The 18,770-nt window shown below is 34.3% G+C and carries 24 protein-coding genes; 17 read left to right on the top strand and 7 right to left on the bottom strand.

Annotated features, from left to right (window positions below):
- The first annotated feature begins 374 nt into the window (after positions 1-374).
- From ABUA27_RS07315 to ABUA27_RS07235, 17 genes are all read left to right on the top strand, one after another.
- Entirely contained in the window at positions 375-749 is a 375-nt protein-coding gene (locus ABUA27_RS07315) for a hypothetical protein (RefSeq protein ID WP_281073636.1), read from the top strand.
- A gap of 61 nt (positions 750-810) precedes the next feature.
- Positions 811-1,689 (top strand): MurR/RpiR family transcriptional regulator, encoded by an 879-nt coding sequence (locus tag ABUA27_RS07310; RefSeq protein ID WP_129981974.1) that lies wholly within the window; start codon positions 811-813, stop codon positions 1,687-1,689.
- Positions 1,690-1,729: 40 nt separating this feature from the next.
- Complete coding sequence (locus tag ABUA27_RS07305) at positions 1,730-2,560, top strand: energy-coupling factor transporter ATPase (RefSeq protein WP_129981975.1); 831 nt, start codon at positions 1,730-1,732, stop codon at positions 2,558-2,560.
- The gene (locus tag ABUA27_RS07300) at positions 2,536-3,387 is read left to right on the top strand and encodes an energy-coupling factor transporter ATPase (RefSeq protein WP_129981976.1); all 852 of its coding nucleotides are present in this window, start codon (positions 2,536-2,538) and stop codon (positions 3,385-3,387) included. Before ABUA27_RS07305 ends, ABUA27_RS07300 begins: the two co-directional genes overlap by 25 nt.
- Positions 3,380-4,180, top strand: coding sequence for an energy-coupling factor transporter transmembrane component T family protein (locus ABUA27_RS07295; RefSeq protein WP_022425033.1), 801 nt, complete (start codon positions 3,380-3,382; stop codon positions 4,178-4,180). The genes ABUA27_RS07300 and ABUA27_RS07295 overlap by 8 nt, the downstream gene beginning before the upstream one ends.
- Positions 4,177-4,914, top strand: a complete 738-nt coding sequence (gene truA / locus ABUA27_RS07290; protein ID WP_349820483.1) for a tRNA pseudouridine(38-40) synthase TruA — start codon at positions 4,177-4,179, stop codon at positions 4,912-4,914. Before ABUA27_RS07295 ends, truA begins: the two co-directional genes overlap by 4 nt.
- Positions 4,898-5,776 carry a PHP domain-containing protein gene (locus ABUA27_RS07285; protein ID WP_287846656.1) on the top strand — a complete coding sequence of 293 codons (879 nt, stop codon included), beginning with the start codon at positions 4,898-4,900 and terminating at the stop codon, positions 5,774-5,776. Before truA ends, ABUA27_RS07285 begins: the two co-directional genes overlap by 17 nt.
- A 217-nt stretch (positions 5,777-5,993) precedes the next feature.
- A complete protein-coding gene (gene rplM, locus ABUA27_RS07280; protein ID WP_006505660.1) occupies positions 5,994-6,428 on the top strand; it encodes a 50S ribosomal protein L13 in 435 nt (144 codons plus the stop codon).
- Positions 6,429-6,440: 12 nt separating this feature from the next.
- A complete protein-coding gene (gene rpsI, locus ABUA27_RS07275; RefSeq protein ID WP_006505661.1) occupies positions 6,441-6,833 on the top strand; it encodes a 30S ribosomal protein S9 in 393 nt (130 codons plus the stop codon).
- A 216-nt stretch (positions 6,834-7,049) separates the two neighbouring features.
- A complete protein-coding gene (locus tag ABUA27_RS07270; RefSeq protein ID WP_288208724.1) occupies positions 7,050-7,796 on the top strand; it encodes a TSUP family transporter in 747 nt (248 codons plus the stop codon).
- A gap of 377 nt (positions 7,797-8,173) precedes the next feature.
- A complete protein-coding gene (locus ABUA27_RS07265; protein WP_349820482.1) occupies positions 8,174-8,524 on the top strand; it encodes a hypothetical protein in 351 nt (116 codons plus the stop codon).
- A 214-nt stretch (positions 8,525-8,738) separates the two neighbouring features.
- Positions 8,739-9,095: a hypothetical protein gene (locus tag ABUA27_RS07260; RefSeq protein WP_161220316.1), complete on the top strand. Its 357-nt coding sequence runs from the start codon at positions 8,739-8,741 to the stop codon at positions 9,093-9,095.
- Positions 9,058-9,231: a hypothetical protein gene (locus ABUA27_RS07255; RefSeq protein WP_161220314.1), complete on the top strand. Its 174-nt coding sequence runs from the start codon at positions 9,058-9,060 to the stop codon at positions 9,229-9,231. Before ABUA27_RS07260 ends, ABUA27_RS07255 begins: the two co-directional genes overlap by 38 nt.
- Positions 9,232-9,600: 369 nt before the next feature.
- Positions 9,601-10,131, top strand: a complete 531-nt coding sequence (locus ABUA27_RS07250; RefSeq protein WP_238634546.1) for a GNAT family N-acetyltransferase — start codon at positions 9,601-9,603, stop codon at positions 10,129-10,131.
- The gene (locus ABUA27_RS07245; RefSeq protein ID WP_287846285.1) at positions 10,125-11,012 is read left to right on the top strand and encodes a MurR/RpiR family transcriptional regulator; all 888 of its coding nucleotides are present in this window, start codon (positions 10,125-10,127) and stop codon (positions 11,010-11,012) included. Before ABUA27_RS07250 ends, ABUA27_RS07245 begins: the two co-directional genes overlap by 7 nt.
- Positions 11,013-11,137: 125 nt before the next feature.
- Positions 11,138-12,538, top strand: a complete 1,401-nt coding sequence (locus ABUA27_RS07240) for a 6-phospho-beta-glucosidase (RefSeq protein WP_129981778.1) — start codon at positions 11,138-11,140, stop codon at positions 12,536-12,538.
- Positions 12,539-12,603: 65 nt separating this feature from the next.
- Positions 12,604-13,017: a peptide deformylase gene (locus ABUA27_RS07235; protein ID WP_129981777.1), complete on the top strand. Its 414-nt coding sequence runs from the start codon at positions 12,604-12,606 to the stop codon at positions 13,015-13,017.
- A gap of 73 nt (positions 13,018-13,090) precedes the next feature.
- On the opposite strand, the gene ABUA27_RS07230 is transcribed toward ABUA27_RS07235, so the two are convergent.
- The 7 genes from ABUA27_RS07230 to ABUA27_RS07200 form a co-directional block, all read right to left on the bottom strand.
- Complete coding sequence (locus ABUA27_RS07230; protein ID WP_192924037.1) at positions 13,091-13,267, bottom strand: hypothetical protein; 177 nt, start codon at positions 13,265-13,267, stop codon at positions 13,091-13,093.
- Positions 13,268-13,341: 74 nt separating this feature from the next.
- Positions 13,342-15,219: a heavy metal translocating P-type ATPase gene (locus ABUA27_RS07225; RefSeq protein WP_349820481.1), complete on the bottom strand. Its 1,878-nt coding sequence runs from the start codon at positions 15,217-15,219 to the stop codon at positions 13,342-13,344.
- 15 nt (positions 15,220-15,234) lie between these two features.
- Complete coding sequence (locus ABUA27_RS07220; RefSeq protein ID WP_040389865.1) at positions 15,235-15,453, bottom strand: cation transporter; 219 nt, start codon at positions 15,451-15,453, stop codon at positions 15,235-15,237.
- Between the two features lie 13 nt (positions 15,454-15,466).
- Positions 15,467-15,814, bottom strand: a complete 348-nt coding sequence (locus ABUA27_RS07215; protein WP_006505676.1) for an ArsR/SmtB family transcription factor — start codon at positions 15,812-15,814, stop codon at positions 15,467-15,469.
- 109 nt (positions 15,815-15,923) lie between these two features.
- Positions 15,924-17,270 (bottom strand): oxygen-binding di-iron domain-containing protein, encoded by a 1,347-nt coding sequence (locus ABUA27_RS07210; RefSeq protein ID WP_129981775.1) that lies wholly within the window; start codon positions 17,268-17,270, stop codon positions 15,924-15,926.
- 15 nt (positions 17,271-17,285) lie between these two features.
- Positions 17,286-17,882, bottom strand: a complete 597-nt coding sequence (locus ABUA27_RS07205; RefSeq protein ID WP_129981774.1) for a flavin reductase — start codon at positions 17,880-17,882, stop codon at positions 17,286-17,288.
- A gap of 59 nt (positions 17,883-17,941) precedes the next feature.
- Complete coding sequence (locus tag ABUA27_RS07200) at positions 17,942-18,682, bottom strand: putative ABC transporter permease (protein WP_129981773.1); 741 nt, start codon at positions 18,680-18,682, stop codon at positions 17,942-17,944.
- Positions 18,683-18,770: the final 88 nt, after the last annotated feature.

Raw genomic sequence — 18,770 nt, 5'->3', positions numbered from 1 at the left:
ACAGATTTAAAGGTGCTGTTTCCAAGACCCCCAAATATTTAGAGCGAAGGTCTGACCCCCACAAAAATTAAAGACCCTTTTTTTTACGAAAAATTCATTCACACAATTTCACATTGTAAGGGAATTCATTTGTATATGTTGTTTACAATTGAAAAAATACTGTTGTCATCGTGTAAATTCTTGATTATGATACAACTGTAATCGGAAAGGAGGGAGTCACTAGTATGAAATCAAACATAAAAAGCCTTCAGCAAGCTTCTTATACATATTCCACTGACCCTCGACAAGTCAGCATAAAGCGTCCAAAACCTTCAGTAAATCAAACTCCCGCTTCCGATCACTATAATATATCTCTACATATATTATCCACTCAGTTGAAGTGCGATGATAAAGATGAGCTTTATAAGAAGGCTATTAGTAGAGCAAAAGATTCATTCAATCGTTATTTTAGTGATCAGAAACATTTAAAAGATATTGATAAGAATAACGATATACTTATAAATGTAGATAAACTTGAGGAAACATATGATGAAAAGAAGAATCAGTTAATGGGTCATATGGAAAATCTAGAAGCAATAAAAAAAGAACTAAATGAACGTGCTAAAAACAGCATAGGACATTATTTCTCAAAAGAGAAAAATCAATACTATATGGATGAAGTCGATCATCTTTATTCTAGCTATCAAGAAGAACAAAGACGACTGAAAGAATTTAAACAAAAGATAGAAGACTTAAAGAAAACAGCCTAAAAGCTGTTTTCTTTGCGTTTTAGACCTCTTTTCACTATAATGGGCGATAGAGGTGAAAACTATGATCATTCATCAAATTGAACAAACACATTTCAGTGATTCTGAAGCACTCATTATCCAATTTATTTTAAATAAAGGCATGGATATTAAAAATATGACTACTAAAGAGATTGCAGAAGCTACTTTTACTAGCCCTTCACTATTAATACGTATCGCGAAGAAAATAGGTTATGATGGCTGGAATCAATTCAAACAAGCATTTCTAGAAGAATTAGAGTATATGTATGCATCTCAAGACATTGATGCATCTATTCCGTTTCTAATAAGTGATGATATTTCTGTCATATCAAATAATATATTTAAACTACATGAAGAGACAATAGAAGATACAAAAAACTTGATGAAACATGATGATCTCATGAATGCATTAAAACTCTTAAGAGATGCCAAGTATATTGATATCTATACTCGCCCTAATAAACAACATTTGGCTCAATCTTTTGCCCAAAAGATGTATTCTATTCAAGAACGTGTTGATACCGTTATGATATCTGGTAATGACCTAGTTCAAGCATCCATGAGTGGGCCTGAACACTGTGCCATTATTATCTCTTATTCTGGTGAAACAACACATATAATCCATCTTGCGAAGAAACTAAAAAGTAAACATACACCAATTATTGCGATTACTAGTATCTCTAAAAGTACACTTGTTAAATTATCAGATGTGAGCTTAAGAATCTCATCAAGAGAAATGTTGAATACTAAGATTGGTGATTTTGCATCCACTGAATCTATTACCTGTATTTTAGATATTCTTTATAGCTGTTATTTCTCACTTAACTATAAAGAAAATCTTAACTATAAACTCAGTATTGCCGGGGAAATAGATGATCAGTACTCAGAATATGAATATATTGATGAAACAAAAATAAAATGATACACTTAGAACACGTGTTTTAATAATTAGGAGGCTAACCATGGCAAATGCGGTAGATATAAATAATCTAAGTTTTGAGTACGAAGAAGGTGCCAAAACAATTGATCAAATTTCTTTTTCAGTACCTAAAGGCAGCTATACAGTTGTATTAGGTCATAATGGTTCTGGTAAAAGTACTATTGCAAAATTAATCATAGGATTACTAGAACCAAAAACAGGTGATATCACTGTTGATGGTATCCACTTAGATGAAGAACATCTCTATGATGTCAGAGAAAAGGTAGGTATTGTATTCCAAAATCCTGATAACCAGTTTATTGGTTCAACAGTCAGAGATGATATTGCCTTTGGTTTAGAGAACCTATGTGTTCCTACAGAAGATATGGAAGATATCATTCAGACATATGCGAAAAAAGTTAATATGACTGAATTCCTAGATCATGAACCTACAAAACTTTCAGGAGGACAGAAGCAGCGTGTCGCTATTGCAGGAATTCTTGCAATGCATCCATCTATTATTATTTTAGATGAAGCCACAAGCATGCTTGATCCTCGTGGTAAGATTGAAATCAACAATCTTGTTCATGAACTCAATCAAACACAGAATATGACTATTCTCTCTATTACTCATGATATAGAAGAAGCAGCTCTTTCAGATCATGTCATATTATTAGATAATGGTCACATTATTGATGAAGGAACTCCTGAAAAAGTATTAACACAAAAGGAAGAGTTAGAACGTATTGGTTTAGATGTACCATTTGCCTATAAGATTTCTAAAAAACTTCATGATTCAGGATATCCAATTAAACCAATCATAAACAAAGAAAAGCTGGTGAAAGAATTATGTCAATTGAATTTAAAAAAGTAAATTATATATATGGAGAAAACACTCCATTTTCATATATTGCCTTAAAGGATGTCTCTTTAAAAATCCCTCAGGGTTCCTTTACAGCTCTTATTGGTCATACTGGAAGTGGTAAATCTACTCTCATCCAGCATATCAATGCCTTACTTTTACCATCTAATGGTGAAGTAGATATTGATGAATTTGTGATTCGTGCTGGAGAAAAACCAGAAGTACTTAAACCATTGAGAAAAAAAGCTGGATTAGTCTTCCAGTTCCCAGAATATCAGTTGTTTGAAGAAACAATTGAGAAAGATATTATCTTTGGTCCTACTAACTTTGGTATGTCTGAAGAAGAGGCGAAAGAACGTGCAGGTAAGGTATTGAAGCTTGTAGGCTTAGATGAATCATATCTTGAAAGGTCACCATTTGAATTATCAGGTGGACAAAAAAGAAGAGTAGCCATTGCTGGAATACTTGCCATGGAACCAGATATTCTTGTCTTAGATGAACCAACAGCAGGTTTAGATCCACAAGGGGCTAAAGAAATGTTGGAACTATTTAAGAAGTTCCAGGAAAGTGGTAAGACAGTTATTATGGTCTCTCATGATATGAACCATGTATTACAATATTGTGATCATGTAGTAGTCATGAACCATGGTGAAGTAGAACGATATTGCGATGTAGATGAACTCTTTAGTGAAAGAGATTATCTTGAATCAATGAGCATCGATTTACCAGTTATTACTGATTTCATTCAGGAACTTAATATGGGTGGTTTCCATATCAACCCATCTATTAAAGATATAGATGAATTAGTTGATGCAATAGGAGGAGAATACAATGGATAGCATGATCATAGGACGTTATCTTCCTCTTAACTCTTTTATACATAAAAGAGACCCACGTTTAAAAATAGGTCTTCTTTTATTATTCTTAATTGCTGTATTTTTTGATGCAGGTTTTATTGGTTATGGTATTTTATCTGCCTATGTCATTTTATGTCTTCTTTTGTCTAAGATTTCATTCAAGGATGTTATGAAGGCTATGAAGCCAATGATCTTCATGATGGCTTTTCTTGCCTTATTCAATCTCTTATTCTTACAGACTGGTTCTGTCGTATGTACTCTAGGACCTGTTAAAATCTATTCTGGAGCCCTAAAACAGACAGCCTATATTCTTATACGTTTAATCTTAATTATCTCTATGACAACCCTTCTAACAGCTTGTACAAAGCCATTAGACTTAACACTAGGTCTAGAAAAACTCTTTGGACCACTTAAGAAGGTTGGTTTCCCAACTCATGAAATTGCGATGATGATTTCTATCGCTTTACGATTCATTCCTACATTATTAGAAGAAACACAAAGAATCATGAAAGCACAGGCATCCAGAGGTGTAGACTTCCAGGAAGGCACATTTAAAGAGAAGGTATCCGCTATTGTCTCTTTAATTATTCCGTTATTTATCTCTGCCTTTATGCGTGCAGATGATCTCGCAAATGCTATGGAAAGTAGAAACTATAACCCAGAAGCAACAAGAACACGTTACCATCAGGTAAAGTGGGATTTAGGTGATACACTTTCTCTCATCTTTTCACTCATTGTTGTGACAGGTGTTGTAGTATTGAGCTTTATACTATGAGAATAAAATGTATAGTGACTTATGATGGTACACACTTCTATGGCTGGCAGATCCAGCCAGATAAACGTACAGTACAAGAAGAAATACAAAAAGCCATTTATAAGATCACTCATGAAGAAGTCACAATTCACTCATCAGGAAGAACAGATGCAGGTGTCCATGCAGTAGGACAGGTATTTCATTTTGATATCAATAAAGAAATACCTGAAAAACAATGGATCCGTGCCTTAAACAATTTCCTTCCTGAAGATATCTATATCAAAGAGTCATTCATAGTTGATGAATCTTTTCATGCACGCTATAGTGCAAAAAAGAAAGAATATCGTTATCTTGTTTCTACAAAACCTTATAACCCAATTGAGAGACTCTATGTCTATCAGCACAATCGTCCATTAGATATAGAAGCTATGAGGGAATGTGCTCAAATCTTTCTAGGAGAACATGACTTTGCCTCATTTTGTGTCTTTAACGGTTTAGGGGATACAATCCGTGTTATAGAAACAATTGATATACAAGAGGAAGATGGGATTGTCACAATGAGATTTGTAGGCAATGGATTCCGGCGCTATATGGTACGTTTAATCTCTGGTGCACTTATTCAAGTAGGATCTCATTGGCGTACAAAGGAACTTGTAGAAGAACTACTTGAATCAAAAGGAAAGAAAAAATGTTTATTTAAGGCCAAACCAGAAGGTCTTTACTTACAGGAAGTGTATTATGAAGAAGATGATTAACTATCATACCCACACATATCGCTGTGGACATGCAGTAGGAAATGAATATGAAATGATAGAAGCAGCATTACATGAAGGCTATCAAGAAATAGGCATGAGCTGTCATATCGCTTTACCTCATTACCGTTCTCATCTTTTTCATTCACTTCCTTCAATTCGTTCTATTCAAGGTCTTAAATCATGTATAGGTGCTTTTTTAAGAAATGGTCCTAAGATGCGTATGCCTTATGATGAAAAAGAAGATTATCTAGATGCGCTTAATAACTGTCAGAAGCATTTTCACTATATCAAGATATATAAGGGATTTGAGGCAGAATACTTCGAAGACTACCTAGATTACTATCAGAACTTATTAAGCTCTGGAGAAGTTGATTATTTGATTCTAGGGCATCATTTCCATAAACATAGCATCCATGACTGTTACTATGGAAGAAAGAATCTTACAAAAAAAGATTTACTCAATTATGTCGAAGAATTAGAAAAAGCCATGGATACTGGACTATTCACTTACATTGCCCATCCAGATCTCTTTTTAATGGGATATGGGAAAATAGACGATGTCAGTAAAGAAGTCATCTTACGTATATGTAAGAAGGCAAAAGCCACAAACACCCCTCTAGAACTTAATGCAGGAGGTGTACGTAAAGGCGAAGTGAAGATGAATGGGAAGGATGTTTATCCTTATGCCAATGCCTATTTCTTCCAGATTGCCTCTATGATAGGCAATGATATTATTCTTGGATTAGATGCTCATTCACCTGAACAACTCAGCTGCGAGATGTATCATTACATAGAAAAACTAGCTAAAGAATTTCATCTTCATGTTCTTGATCACATTGAATTCAAGAAAGGAAAACAATAGAAAAATTCAAGAGAATTTTTCCTTTAATCATTGACAAAAGTGCGAGTGTTGCTATAATAAGATTGTTCTGTTCAAGGGGTATTACACCTTGATACAAGAATGCATGAGTTTGTTTGTTCAGGAAACAGTCTGACCCTTATCAACGGACAATACGTTTCCCTGGATAAAATCATTTTAAAAAGACCCCGGTAAGGTTATTTTAAAAGGAGAAAAAAGAATGAGACAAACAACAATGGCTAAAGAAGCCACAATTGAAAGAAAATGGTATGTTGTAGATGCAACTGGTCTTACATTAGGTCGTTTAGCATCTCAGGTTGCTACAGTATTAAGAGGTAAGAACAAGCCTACTTATACTCCACATGTAGACACTGGTGACTATGTAGTTATCATCAATGCAGAAAAAGTAGTAATGACAGGTAAGAAGTTAGACAAGGTGAAGTACTATCACCATTCTGGATTCTTAGGTGGTTTAAAAGTTAAAACTGCTAGACAGTTCCAGGAACAGAATCCAACTGGATTCGTAGAAACTGCCATCAAAGGTATGCTTCCACACAACACTCTTGGCAGACAGCAGGCTAAGAAATTATTTGTTTATGCTGGTAGTGAACATCCACATGCTGCTCAGAAACCAGTAGAATTAAAGTTAAAGTAGGAGGAAGAATAAATGGCAAACGTACAGTACAGAGGAACAGGTCGTAGAAAATCTTCAGTAGCTCGTGTTATCTTAACACCAGGTACTGGTAAATGCGAAATCAACGGTAAGGCTGCTAAGGAATACCTTCCTTCAGACGTATTATTAATGATCGTTGACCAGCCATTAGAATTAACTGGTACAAAGGATAAGTTCGATGTAAAAGTTAATGTTAATGGTGGAGGTATCTCAGGTCAGGCTGGTGCTATCCGTCATGGTATCGCAAGAGCTTTACTTGAAGCTGGTTCTGATTACAGACCAACATTAAAGGCTGCTGGCTTATTAACTCGTGATTCAAGAGTTAAAGAACGTAAGAAATACGGTCTTAAAAAAGCAAGACGTGCTCCACAGTTCTCAAAGAGATAATATTATTTATCACTTATTACAAGAGACATTCAAAAACTCCCTTTTGGGAGTTTTTGTTTTACCTTAAAATAGAGTTTTTGAACTTTGCTAGATACTGTCTAACAAAACATATTAAATTTTTCTCAGATAAAAAGGTAGTTTACATCTCTTTCCTAAATCGCTACAATAGAAAATCGAGGTATTCACCTCTTATATCTTATGTAAAGGAAAAGGAAAATGGGAATTTATTTCATTGTATGTCCGTTAGTCTTTCTAGCGGGCTTTGTAGATTCAATTGCAGGTGGGGGAGGTCTAATTTCGCTTCCAGCCTATATGTTTGCAGGAATACCAGTACACGCTGCAATTGCGACAAATAAGCTATCATCATCAACAGGCACTGTTGTATCGACTGCAAGACTTATTAAGAATAAAAAAGTAGATTGGGGATTTGTACCAGGAACAGTCATTGGCGCACTCATTGGTTCTGTCGCAGGCGCAAATCTTACACTCATTATGAGTGATCATATTTTAAAGATGGTACTAGTTGTTCTTTTACCAGTTGTCGCAATCTGTGTATTAAAAGATAAGAATATGGATGTAGAAGTTCCAGTGGGAATGACAAAGACTAAACAGTATTTGATTGCGATTGTGTGCTCATTTGTGATTGGCTGCTATGATGGATTCTATGGTCCAGGGACAGGTACATTCTTATTACTAGTATTTACTAAGTTTGCGAAAATGCCAATAGATAAGGCAACAGGAAATGTAAAGGTAGTAAATCTATCTTCAAACATTTCAGCATTAGTCACATTTATCTTAGCAGGAAAGATTTTATGGGGATTAGGACTTGCTGCTTCATGCTTTAGTATTGCAGGACATTATGTAGGTGCTGGAATGGTTGTGAATAACGGTTCTAAGATTATTAAACCAGTCATTCCAATTGTATTAGTATTATTAATGATTAAAGTTGTATCAGGAATATAGTATTAAAAGGACTGAACCCAATAATGGATTCAGTCCTTAATATATGTTTTCTTATTGAGCATTCTTTACTTTATAAGAAAAATAAGTAAAATGCAAGATTACAGTCCATCAAGGATAGGCAGCACTTTGGTAGGAAGCCAACCAACAGACAGAAGGCAAAAACAATTATGACAAACGTCATTCCTTAAAAGAGAAACAGACCAAACGTGACATTGCACGTTCTATGAAACAATATTACTCTATCTTATAACACGCATCTTCTATTCTGAAGATGTGTGTTGTATAATTAAATTATCAGAAAATAATTACACTCAGAAAGGAGCATTATTATGATACTTGATAACATGAAATTTACAGACAAATAGTCTCTGACTTTTGTGCCTATCAAATTGATTAACACATTCTGTCATTTTTTAGATGTGGAACATCCAGATGTTGACTTCAAATGCATTAAAGCCATAGACATTCAACGCAATCCTGAACTTAGGAAAAAATATCGACCTTATCAGGAACAGTGCCGGAACGCTTTTATTCAAGCTGGATATGAAAATAACATCGAAGCAGACGGATATGACGGTTTTATCTCAAACATCGACCCGGAATGGTTATTCAATTGTGTTTGTACATTCTTTAAACCGGATGTTAATCCTATTGCATATGAATACATGGAACGTTCATTTGGCCATTATGACCCTGATAATGATGATAGAATCTTACCAACAATCTGACGCAGTCGTTTCGACATCATCGGTGACGGTGAACAGTGCGATAAACTGGCGAATTTAATCGAATACTGCAATTTGACAAATGATAACCTCGCACTTATCCTGCAGACATTAAAATTAAAATAATGCTCTGCAACGTGATATGATGACCTCCTAGTAGACAGTGTAGATAATTAAAATCACTGTTTGCTGAGGAGTTTTTTTATGGGAAGAGAAAATTGAAATATGTAGAAGATACTTAGATGGCAGTGAATCAGTTACTAGTCTAACACAAGAAATAAATGTATGTATAACTACAGTTCAAAGGTGGATTAGAATATTTCAAGCATATGGCGATTCTGCATTCGATGAGAAGCCTGCAAATGAATTATATACCAAGGAGTTTAAAAGGAAGGTTGTAGAAGCACATCTAGCTGGAGACGGATCACTAAGAGATATTGCAGTAAAATATAAAATTCCTGCATGCGGGACAGTACTTGTATGGGTAAAGTTATATAGTGATTATATAGAATTAAAGGATAAGAGAGGAATTAGAAGTGGCAATAAAAGAATGGGTAAGACATTACAGTTATGAAAGATATCAACGAAGATTTGGTGTGAGAACACATTATGAAGTAAGAAGTGAAGCATTGTGCAATGAGAATCCAATTCAGTATCCAATACCTGAGAACAAGGCGATACAGAAATATAAGGCAGCACATTATGCATAGGTACATGTTTTTAATTATTTCACCTGTCTACTTGGCAGGGGCGGTTCATATTCATCATCTGTTAAACATGTAAAAAATGTGATACATGGTACTTTTTTTATGCGAAACCAGTAGAGAATCCCTCTCTTCATATGCATAAATATAATGTCACGTACTATATTGATCGTTTCATAAGATGATGTGCTTATTTCTAAGCGACGATTGTAAAGTAATCAATTTTAAAATATAATCTTAACGTAATCTTTTAAAAGAAAATACTGATTATCAGACACAAAATTGTTTTCACAAGTATTGCTAAGTCGATTGTTTAAGACTTTATAATTTTTTGAGAATATTATAAAATATGATAAATAATAAGGAGGAGCAATGATGATTACTATTAGAATCGCAACAGTAGAGGATGCAGAGTCTATCCAGAAGATTTATGCACCCTATGTCCTTAATACAACTATCACATTTGAATTAGAACCACCGACAGTTAAAGAAATGGCAGATCGTATCAGTCATACTTTAGAAAAATATCCATATCTAGTCGCAGTAGAAGAGGGAGAAGTGATAGGATATGCTTATGCAGGGACATTGTATGATCGTCGTGCCTATGATCATTCTGCAGAATTATCTATTTATATCGATGATGGAAAGCGTCATAAAGGAATAGGTCATCTTCTTTATAATGCTTTGATTGACTATCTTACAAGAATGAATATTACGAATCTTTATGGATGTATCACTTATCCAAATGATGCAAGTATCGCTTTTCATGAAAAATACGGTTTTAAAGAAGCCGCTCATTTCCATGAATGTGGCTATAAGTTTGATCAGTGGCTAGATGTAGTTTATCTAGAAAAGAGATTAGATAAAACGACTGAGCCATTCATACCTTTTAAAGAACTATGTTAATAAGAGAATCATTAGAAAAATGTCCAATGAATCCTAATGAAAAAAGATTAGGACAGTACTTGACAAGTCAGGGCATACAACTAGAAAATGCGACAGTAAGAACAGTTGCAAAGGAAGTATTTTTAGCCCCATCGTCAGTTGTCCGTTTTGTACAGAAATTAGGATTTGAAGGATTTAATGACTTCAAGAAACAGTATTTAGAAGAAATACGATACTTATCCACACACTTTCAGAAAATAGACAGTAATAGACCATTCTCCCAAAATGATAAGAATATAGTGATTGCGAATAAAGTAGGATTACTTTATGATGAAACGTTGCAAGATACGATTTCTTTACTCAATCATGATACACTTCAGGAAGCTATCAATCGTATTGAAAAGAAGGAACATATTGAGATTGTTGTATCAGGTGCCCAGAAGGGAATTGCGTATACCTTTAAAGAAAAGATGATGAAAATTGGTAAGAAGGTAAATATTTTTGATAGCACAGATGAAGCTTTTTATGAAGCATGTTATTGTAGCAGCAATACATTATTTATTCTCATCAGCTATTCTGGTGAAACATCAAAATGCCTCTTTATCTGTCATAAATTAGTTGAAAGAAAGTTATCCTTTATCACTATTACAACTTATGGGACTAACTCTCTTTCTAGTCAGTCAGACTGCTGTTTATATGTATCCACAAGAGAAAAATTAATTGATAATTTAGGTACATTCTCTTTTAATCTTTCTTTACTTTATCTACTTGATGTTCTTTATGCAGGTTATTTTAATACCAGCTATGATGAACATTTAGAAAATAAAACAGTGACTTCTATGGAATGTGAAAACATATTTACAGACCATGGTAGAAAAACAGATAATCCAATCATCAAATAGAACAGTGTTCCCTAAAAACCTTAGAAATAAGGAACAAAAAGAGAACACTGTTGTTTTCGCTTACATTTTACTGTTTTCTTTATTTCTTTTACGTATAATGTTGTTGTCGAAGGAGGAACGCAACAATGAATAAAGAAGGCGTAAAAATCGTTACTATTGGTGGAGGCAGTAGCTATACACCAGAATTAATGGAAGGGTTCATCAAGAGATATGATGAATTACCAATCAGAGAAATCTGGCTATGTGATATCGAAGATGGTAAAGAAAAACTTGAAATCGTAGGAGAAATGGCACAGAGAATGTGGGATGCATCTCCTTATGATGTAAAAGTACATCTTACATTAGATCGTAGAGAAGCATTACCAGAAGCTGACTTCGTTACTACACAGTTTAGAGTAGGTTTATTAAATGCACGTATCAAGGATGAAAGAATTCCATTTTCTTATGGAATGTTAGGACAGGAAACAAATGGTGCGGGAGGTATGTTTAAGGCATTACGTACTATTCCAGTTATCTTAAGTATCGTAGAAGATATGAAGGAATTATGTCCTGATGCATGGTTAATCAACTTCACTAACCCAAGTGGAATGGTTACTGAATCAGTTATGAAATATGGTAAGTGGGATAAGGTTATTGGTTTATGTAACGTACCAGTAGGTGCTATGATGGATGAACCAAAAACAATTGGAAAAACATTGGATCAGTTAACTTACAAGTTTGCAGGTTTAAACCATTTCCATTGGCATAAAGTATTTGATGAAAATGGTCATGAAGTGACTAAAGACATCATCAATGCAATGTATGAAGGTAAAGATATGGGTATTCCAGCTAATATTCATGATATCCCATTCTTTAAAGAACAGTTATTACGTATGAATATGATTCCTTGTGGATATCATAGATATTACTATCGTGAAGAAGAAATGTTAGCACACGGTTTAAAGGAATACAATGATCCTAATGTTGGAACAAGAGGTCAGCAGGTACAGCAGACTGAACATGAATTATTTGAATTATATAAGGATCCTAACCTAGATCATAAGCCAGAACAGCTTGCAAAACGTGGCGGTGCACATTACAGTGATGCAGCTTGTGAAACAATTGCATCTATTTATGGAAATAAGTTAAGTCATATCGTTGTAACTACTAAGAATAATGGTGCAGTACCTGATCTTCCAGTTGATTGTGCCGTAGAAGTATCTTCTTATATTGGAAGTACTGGTGCACGTCCAATCGCTTTTGGTCCATTAGAACCAGCAGAAAGAGGATGGGTACAGTGCATGAAGAACATGGAATTATGTGTTGAAGAAGCTGCTGTAACAGGTGATTATGGAACTCTATTACAGGCTTTCACAATCAATCCACAGATTGTAGCGGGTGCTAAAGCGAAACGTATTATGGATGAATTATTAATCGCCCATAAGAAATACCTTCCTCAGTTTGCAGATACTATTGCAAGACTTGAAGAAGAAGGTGTAACAATCAAAGATGATGTTGCAAGAGAATTAACTGAAAAAGGATTATAATATGCTTAACAGGCTCTTATGAGCCTGTTTTCTTATGTTATAATAGATTTCAGGAGGATGTAGAAATGATTAAAGAAATAGTAAAGGATGATTTCTTCTTATCTCAGGTGGCAGAAAAAGCAACGAAAGAAGATTTATATATAGGCACTGATTTAAAGGATACACTTCAAGCACATCTTCATGAATGTGTTGGTATGGCAGGGAATATGATTGGCTATAATAAAGCAGTTATTATCTTTTTAGAAGATGAAAAGATGCATGTGATGTATAATCCTGAAATTATTAAAACAAGTGGTAACTATCATGAATGTGAAGAGGGATGCTTATCTCATGTAGGACAAAAGTCAGTTAAACGTTATGAAACAATCAAGGTCTCTTACTTTGATGAATCATTTAAGAAGAAGATTAAAACTTTTACTGGTTTTACAGCACAGATCATTCAGCATGAATGTGATCATCTAAAAGGTATACTTATCTAGATGATTTCTCTATACAGAATAGAAAACAGGTGGAGATTATGCATAATGGCATATTTATCCACCTGTTTTTATTTTATACGTCTAATGCTTTCTTAAGCGCTTCGATACTAGAATATCTCGGAGTAGAAGGATCATTCATTATTTTTCTGCCTTCTTCAATGGCAGTAGCTGTAGTATCATTGGGTATTTCAAGTTCATTGAATATTTCTTCTTTTTGATCTGTGTAGATATTTAAATTTGTAGTTGCCATGTAGAACACCTCCATTTAATTATATCAAATATAAGAAGCTCTATCTATGCAAAAAGGCACCCCTGAGGATACCTTTAATTATGAATTGTGAGAGCACGTGTTGCGTTCATTACTGCAAGAATCATAACACCTACATCTGCAAATATTGCAAGCCACATATTCGCAATACCAAGTGCACCTAATACTAAACAGATGAACTTAACAGCTAACGCAAAGACGATATTCTGTTTCACAATTTTTAATGTCTTAGAAGAAATCTTCATTGCAAGGGAAATCTTTAATGGATCATCATCCATCAAAACAACATCTGCTGCTTCAATGGCAGCATCACTACCAAGACCACCCATCGCAATACCAATATCAGCACGAGAGAGTACTGGTGCATCATTGATACCATCACCAACAAAGGCAAGTTTTTCTTTTTCTGATTTCTTAGCTAACAACTTTTCTACTTCTTCTACCTTATCTGCAGGAAGAAGTTCACTATGTACTGTATCAATACCAATTGTATTGGCTACAAGATCTGCAGTAGAAGCACTATCACCTGTTAACATAACAGTTTCCTTAGCCCCTAATGATTTCAAACCACTAATAGCTTCTTTAGCATGATCCTTGATAATATCAGAAATCACAATACAACCTGCATATTTGTCATCAACTGCTACATATACAAGTGTACCAGCCTTTGTATAAGCACTATAATCAATACCTTTTAACTTCATTAATTTCGCATTACCTGCAAGAATATGATGACCCTTATAGTCTGCTTCTACACCATGTCCTGCAATTTCCTGAATATGATCTACAAGTGTGTTATCGATTTTTTGATTATAAGCTTTCTTTAAGCTGACGCTGATAGGATGTGTTGAAGCACTTTCTGCATAAGCAGCATATTCAAGTAAGTGATCTTTATCAAAACCTTCTGCAGGTACAACATCAGTCACTTCAAATACACCCTTAGTCAATGTACCTGTCTTATCAAATACGAAGTACTTAACATCGGATAACGTTTCTAGGTAGTTAGAACCTTTTACAAGAATACCGTTCTTGCTGGCACATCCAATACCACCAAAGAAACTTAATGGAATAGAAATAACAAGAGCACAAGGACAGCTGATTACTAAGAATGTGAGGGCTCTAAAAATCCAGTCACCGAAATGGGCAGGCTGTCCCATAATAGTTAAGACAATAGGGGGAATAACAGCCAAAGCGAGCGCACTATAACATACAACAGGTGTATAATACTTTGCAAACTTCGTAATAAAGTTTTCTGTCTTGGATTTCTTCATACTTGAATTTTCTACAAGATCAAGAATCTTAGAAACTGTTGATTCACCAAATTCTTTTGTTGTTTTAACTGTGATACGTGCTGTCATATTAATAGAACCACTATAGATCTCATCACCACAATGGGCATTACGAGGCACACTTTCACCTGTTAAGGCACTTGTATTGAGTGTTGTATCACCCTCTACAATAATTCCATCAATAGGAACCTTTTCACCAGGATTAACAATGATTTCACTACCAATCTCTACATCATCAGGATCTACTTCTTCAATCTCTCCATTCACCATGATATTGGCATAATCAGGACGAATATCCATTAAAGCGGCGATATTCTTACGGCTCTTACCAACCGCAATACTTTGGAATAATTCACCAATCTGATAGAAAACCATAACGGCAGAACCTTCAAGATATTCACCAAGACACATAGCCCCGATTGTTGCAACAGCCATTAAGAAATTTTCATCAAATACCTGACCATGACTGATATTCTTAATAGATTTTCTTAAAATATCATGTCCAATCACAAAGTAGGGGATTAAATAGAGGATAAACTCGACATAGCCTGGTACAGGGACAATTGTCTTAAATACAGTAATCACAATCAATAAGACAATCGCAATAATAATTCTATTTAAAACATTCTTTTGCTTCTTTGTCATTTCTATCACTCCTTATTAAAGGAAGATTTCGCAATCATCCTCAACAATTTTACAATTTTCTCTTGCTTTTTCCATAACTGCCTGAGGATCTACACCTTCCTCAAACTCAACCTTTAATTTTAAAGTCATAAAACTTAAAGTGGCATCCTTAACACCTTCAGTATTCTTTACTGCTTCTTCCATCTTATTTGCACAATTTGCGCAATCTACATCTACCTTATAAGTCTTTTTCATATAATTTTCTCCTTTACTCTTCAATATGATTCATTCCAATAGATAAAATACTTCTTACATGATCATCATCTAATGAATAGAAGATAACCTTTCCTTCTCTTCTAAACTTTACTAGTTTCGCATCCTTTAATACTTTAAGCTGATGACTAATGGCTGGTTGAGAAAGCTGTAATATAGTAGCTAAATCACCTACACATAGTTCACCTTCAAATAAAGCATAGAGAATCTTGATTCTTGTAGAATCACCAAATGTCTTAAATAAATCTGCTAAATCATAAAGATATTCATCATCAGGTTGATTCTCTAAAACCTTTGAAACAACATCTTCATTCGCATTTAAGAATTCATTTCTCTTTTCCATGGCTCCTCCTCATATAAACGTTTTTACATATTTAATTATATAAATATATTTATATGTTGTCAATAGAAAAGCCGAAGAAACAAATGTTTCTTCGACTTGGCTGTATGTATTATTCAGTTATTTCTTCAAAATCTGAAGCAGAATGTTTACATAGAGGACAAATAAAGTTTTCAGGAAGTTCTTCTCCGCTATATTCATAGCCACAGATCTTACAGCGCCATTTACGCACAGGAGCTTCTTCTTTTATATGATGTTCTTTATTCATATCTTCTACAATTACATCAGCAAGAGCTTCAATTTTTTCATAATCTGCATTTTTTATACGTGATTTAATAGTGAGCTCTTCACCGATATAATTCCAAGATAATGGTTCAAGAATAGCTTTCATAGTCTTCTTAGCACTTGGTGCCCATGTACCATTTTCAATTAAAACACATGTACGATTCTGTAAAAGATGTTCCTTGATTTCTATCAATAAGTTCTGCATAGGTGTGAATAAACCTGCATTATAAGATGCGCTTGCGAATACTAAATGAGAATATTTAAAACTTTCAGATAAGATATAAGATGGATCAGTCTTAGATACATCATATACTTTAATGTTGTGAATACCTTTTTCACTTAACTTACTTGCAAGAATCTCAGCTGCATTGGCAGTACCGCCATAAATAGAACCATAAGCAATCATAACACCCTTTACTTCTGGTTTATAAGCAGCCCAAGAAGCAGTATGTTCTACCATTAAGTTAATATCTTCATCCCAGATAGGTCCATGCAGTGGACAAAGCATTGAAATATCAAGAGTAGATGCTTTCTTTAAGGCATTAGTCACCTGTATACCATATTTACCAACAATATTTGTATAATAACGTCTTGCTTCATTCCAGAATGATTCATCTAAATCCATTTCACTTGTAAATAGATTGCCATGAAGTGCACCAAAAGTACCAAATGCATCCGCGCTAAATAAGGTACCTGTTGTAGAATCATAAGTCATCATGACTTCAGGCCAATGAACCATTGGTGTAGTAACGAAGCTTAATACATGATGTCCAGTTTCTAAAGTATCGCCTTCCTTGACAACTATAGCATGTTGATCTACATCAAAATCAAAGAACTGCTTCATCATACGGAATGTCATAGTATTCCCCACAATCTTTATATCAGGATAACGTACTACAATATCACAAAGTGTTGCACAATGATCAGGCTCCATATGATTGACTACTACATAATCAAGTGTTCTACCATCTAGCACATGTTCTACATTTTCTAAGAACTGATGATCAATCGCTGCATCTGCAGTATCTAATAAGACAGTCTTATCATCTACTAATAAATAAGAATTATAACTTATTCCATCTGGAATAGGATAAGCATTTTCAAATAGTTCTAAACGTCTATCATTGCCTCCTACATAATAAAAATCATCACTTATTTGTCTTACATTAAACATTTTATTTCCTCCTACTTAAAGTGGCTCAAAATCAGATGCTGGATGTTTACAGATAGGACAGATTAAATCCTCAGGTAATTCATCACCTTCATAGACCCATCCGCAAATCTTACATACCCATCCTTTTTTCTTCTTTTCTGGTTTTGGTTTCACATTCTTGAAATAATAGTCATATGTCATAGAATCATGCTCATTTAAGATAATAGCATCATCAAGTTCTACAATAAACATCGTATGTGTTAACTCATCCAATGTTTCTATAACATGACCTTTCATATATGCATTCGCATATTGTGTTAAGTAAGGTAATGAGTCTTTCAAATCGTACATATCAAAACCATCAAACTTATTAACCTCCTTACCACTTTGAAAACCAAATCGTTTAAAGATATCAAAAGGGCATGTGATATCAAGCACAGATAAAGTCATATTCTTTGATTTCATCAATACATCATGAGTGTAATTCGCCTTATTCACAGTCACTGCAATACGATAAGGATTACTTGTGAGCTGTACAGCTGTATTAATAATACAGCCATTAGGCTTATTACCATCATTTACACCTAATACATACAAACCATAACTGAGTTTAAATAATGCATTCTTTTCCATGGTCATACCTCCTCTTGTTTATTATAAACGTTTACACAAAAGAAAAAAACTCAGATGCGTTATTTCTGAGTTTTTGTGTGATATTTGTTTAAGATATCAGGGAACGCCTTGACTAAACGACGATGTGAATATTTCTTAATAAGATGTTCACGGTGGCTATCCCTTAATTGACGTCCAATCTTAAAGATATCATCTGTTGTAATTTCATTATGAATATCTAGTTCTAGTTCATCTGCAAACTTCTTAAGATCCTGAGAGACTGTCTCAAGCTTTTTCGCAAGATGAGTGGCTTCAACAAATGTAGTAATTAAGTCGCTTGTGAATAGTGTGATACACACAGTAGAAGCAATAACCATTGGAATATAATCATATTGAATAAGCATATGAGTCAGATGTGGCTGTACATTCTTTACTGCAGAGACAGAAAAGAAACCAAAAATAAAGAAACCTTCTAAGCAGATACGACCATTTAAATTAAATCTCATTTGAGAATAGTCCCACCATCTTGCATGGAACATCTTTTCCATGAAATAAGATGTGAGATATTCAATAAAGCATGCGACAATAGCTCCTTCTATAAAGATAAGAGACCAATCTTTAGAGATAGGAAATAAAGCACATACAACAATTGCACCTGATCCATAAATAGGAATGCAAGGTCCAGTTAAGAAACCACTGTTATGTATCTTATGACCAGTGGCAATAGGGCAGACAAGTGATTCCCAGATCCACCCACAGAAACTATAGATAAAGAAGGAAATAACAAGTATTGTCCAGTTATTCGCAAATGCATCTAACATATATTAACCTCCTCGTATAATATGTACGTAATCAGTTAATGAACTCTATCGATTCATTATTGATTGTACATTCTAATTTTAAGATAAT

This window comes from Catenibacterium sp. RTP21428st1_D7_RTP21428_210409 (assembly GCF_040227455.1).
Classification (GTDB): domain Bacteria; phylum Bacillota_I; class Bacilli_A; order Erysipelotrichales; family Coprobacillaceae; genus Catenibacterium; species Catenibacterium mitsuoka_A.
Note: the sequence above shows the minus strand (reverse complement) of the source record. Positions and strands in the feature narration are given on the sequence as shown.

Excerpts from the sequence above, each read along its gene's own strand:
- ABUA27_RS07310 (WP_129981974.1), top strand. The coding sequence starts at position 811 with ATGATCATTCATCAAATTGAACAAACACATTTCAGTGATTCTGAAGCA.
- ABUA27_RS07305 (WP_129981975.1), top strand. The coding sequence starts at position 1,730 with ATGGCAAATGCGGTAGATATAAATAATCTAAGTTTTGAGTACGAAGAA.
- ABUA27_RS07300 (WP_129981976.1), top strand. The coding sequence starts at position 2,536 with ATGTCAATTGAATTTAAAAAAGTAAATTATATATATGGAGAAAACACT.
- ABUA27_RS07295 (WP_022425033.1), top strand. The coding sequence starts at position 3,380 with ATGGATAGCATGATCATAGGACGTTATCTTCCTCTTAACTCTTTTATA.
- truA (WP_349820483.1), top strand. The coding sequence starts at position 4,177 with ATGAGAATAAAATGTATAGTGACTTATGATGGTACACACTTCTATGGC.
- ABUA27_RS07285 (WP_287846656.1), top strand. The coding sequence starts at position 4,898 with ATGAAGAAGATGATTAACTATCATACCCACACATATCGCTGTGGACAT.
- rplM (WP_006505660.1), top strand. The coding sequence starts at position 5,994 with ATGAGACAAACAACAATGGCTAAAGAAGCCACAATTGAAAGAAAATGG.
- rpsI (WP_006505661.1), top strand. The coding sequence starts at position 6,441 with ATGGCAAACGTACAGTACAGAGGAACAGGTCGTAGAAAATCTTCAGTA.
- ABUA27_RS07270 (WP_288208724.1), top strand. The coding sequence starts at position 7,050 with ATGGGAATTTATTTCATTGTATGTCCGTTAGTCTTTCTAGCGGGCTTT.
- ABUA27_RS07250 (WP_238634546.1), top strand. The coding sequence starts at position 9,601 with ATGATTACTATTAGAATCGCAACAGTAGAGGATGCAGAGTCTATCCAG.
- ABUA27_RS07245 (WP_287846285.1), top strand. The coding sequence starts at position 10,125 with ATGTTAATAAGAGAATCATTAGAAAAATGTCCAATGAATCCTAATGAA.
- ABUA27_RS07240 (WP_129981778.1), top strand. The coding sequence starts at position 11,138 with ATGAATAAAGAAGGCGTAAAAATCGTTACTATTGGTGGAGGCAGTAGC.
- ABUA27_RS07235 (WP_129981777.1), top strand. The coding sequence starts at position 12,604 with ATGATTAAAGAAATAGTAAAGGATGATTTCTTCTTATCTCAGGTGGCA.
- ABUA27_RS07230 (WP_192924037.1), bottom strand. The coding sequence starts at position 13,267 with ATGGCAACTACAAATTTAAATATCTACACAGATCAAAAAGAAGAAATA.
- ABUA27_RS07225 (WP_349820481.1), bottom strand. The coding sequence starts at position 15,219 with ATGACAAAGAAGCAAAAGAATGTTTTAAATAGAATTATTATTGCGATT.
- ABUA27_RS07220 (WP_040389865.1), bottom strand. The coding sequence starts at position 15,453 with ATGAAAAAGACTTATAAGGTAGATGTAGATTGCGCAAATTGTGCAAAT.
- ABUA27_RS07215 (WP_006505676.1), bottom strand. The coding sequence starts at position 15,814 with ATGGAAAAGAGAAATGAATTCTTAAATGCGAATGAAGATGTTGTTTCA.
- ABUA27_RS07210 (WP_129981775.1), bottom strand. The coding sequence starts at position 17,270 with ATGTTTAATGTAAGACAAATAAGTGATGATTTTTATTATGTAGGAGGC.
- ABUA27_RS07205 (WP_129981774.1), bottom strand. The coding sequence starts at position 17,882 with ATGGAAAAGAATGCATTATTTAAACTCAGTTATGGTTTGTATGTATTA.
- ABUA27_RS07200 (WP_129981773.1), bottom strand. The coding sequence starts at position 18,682 with ATGTTAGATGCATTTGCGAATAACTGGACAATACTTGTTATTTCCTTC.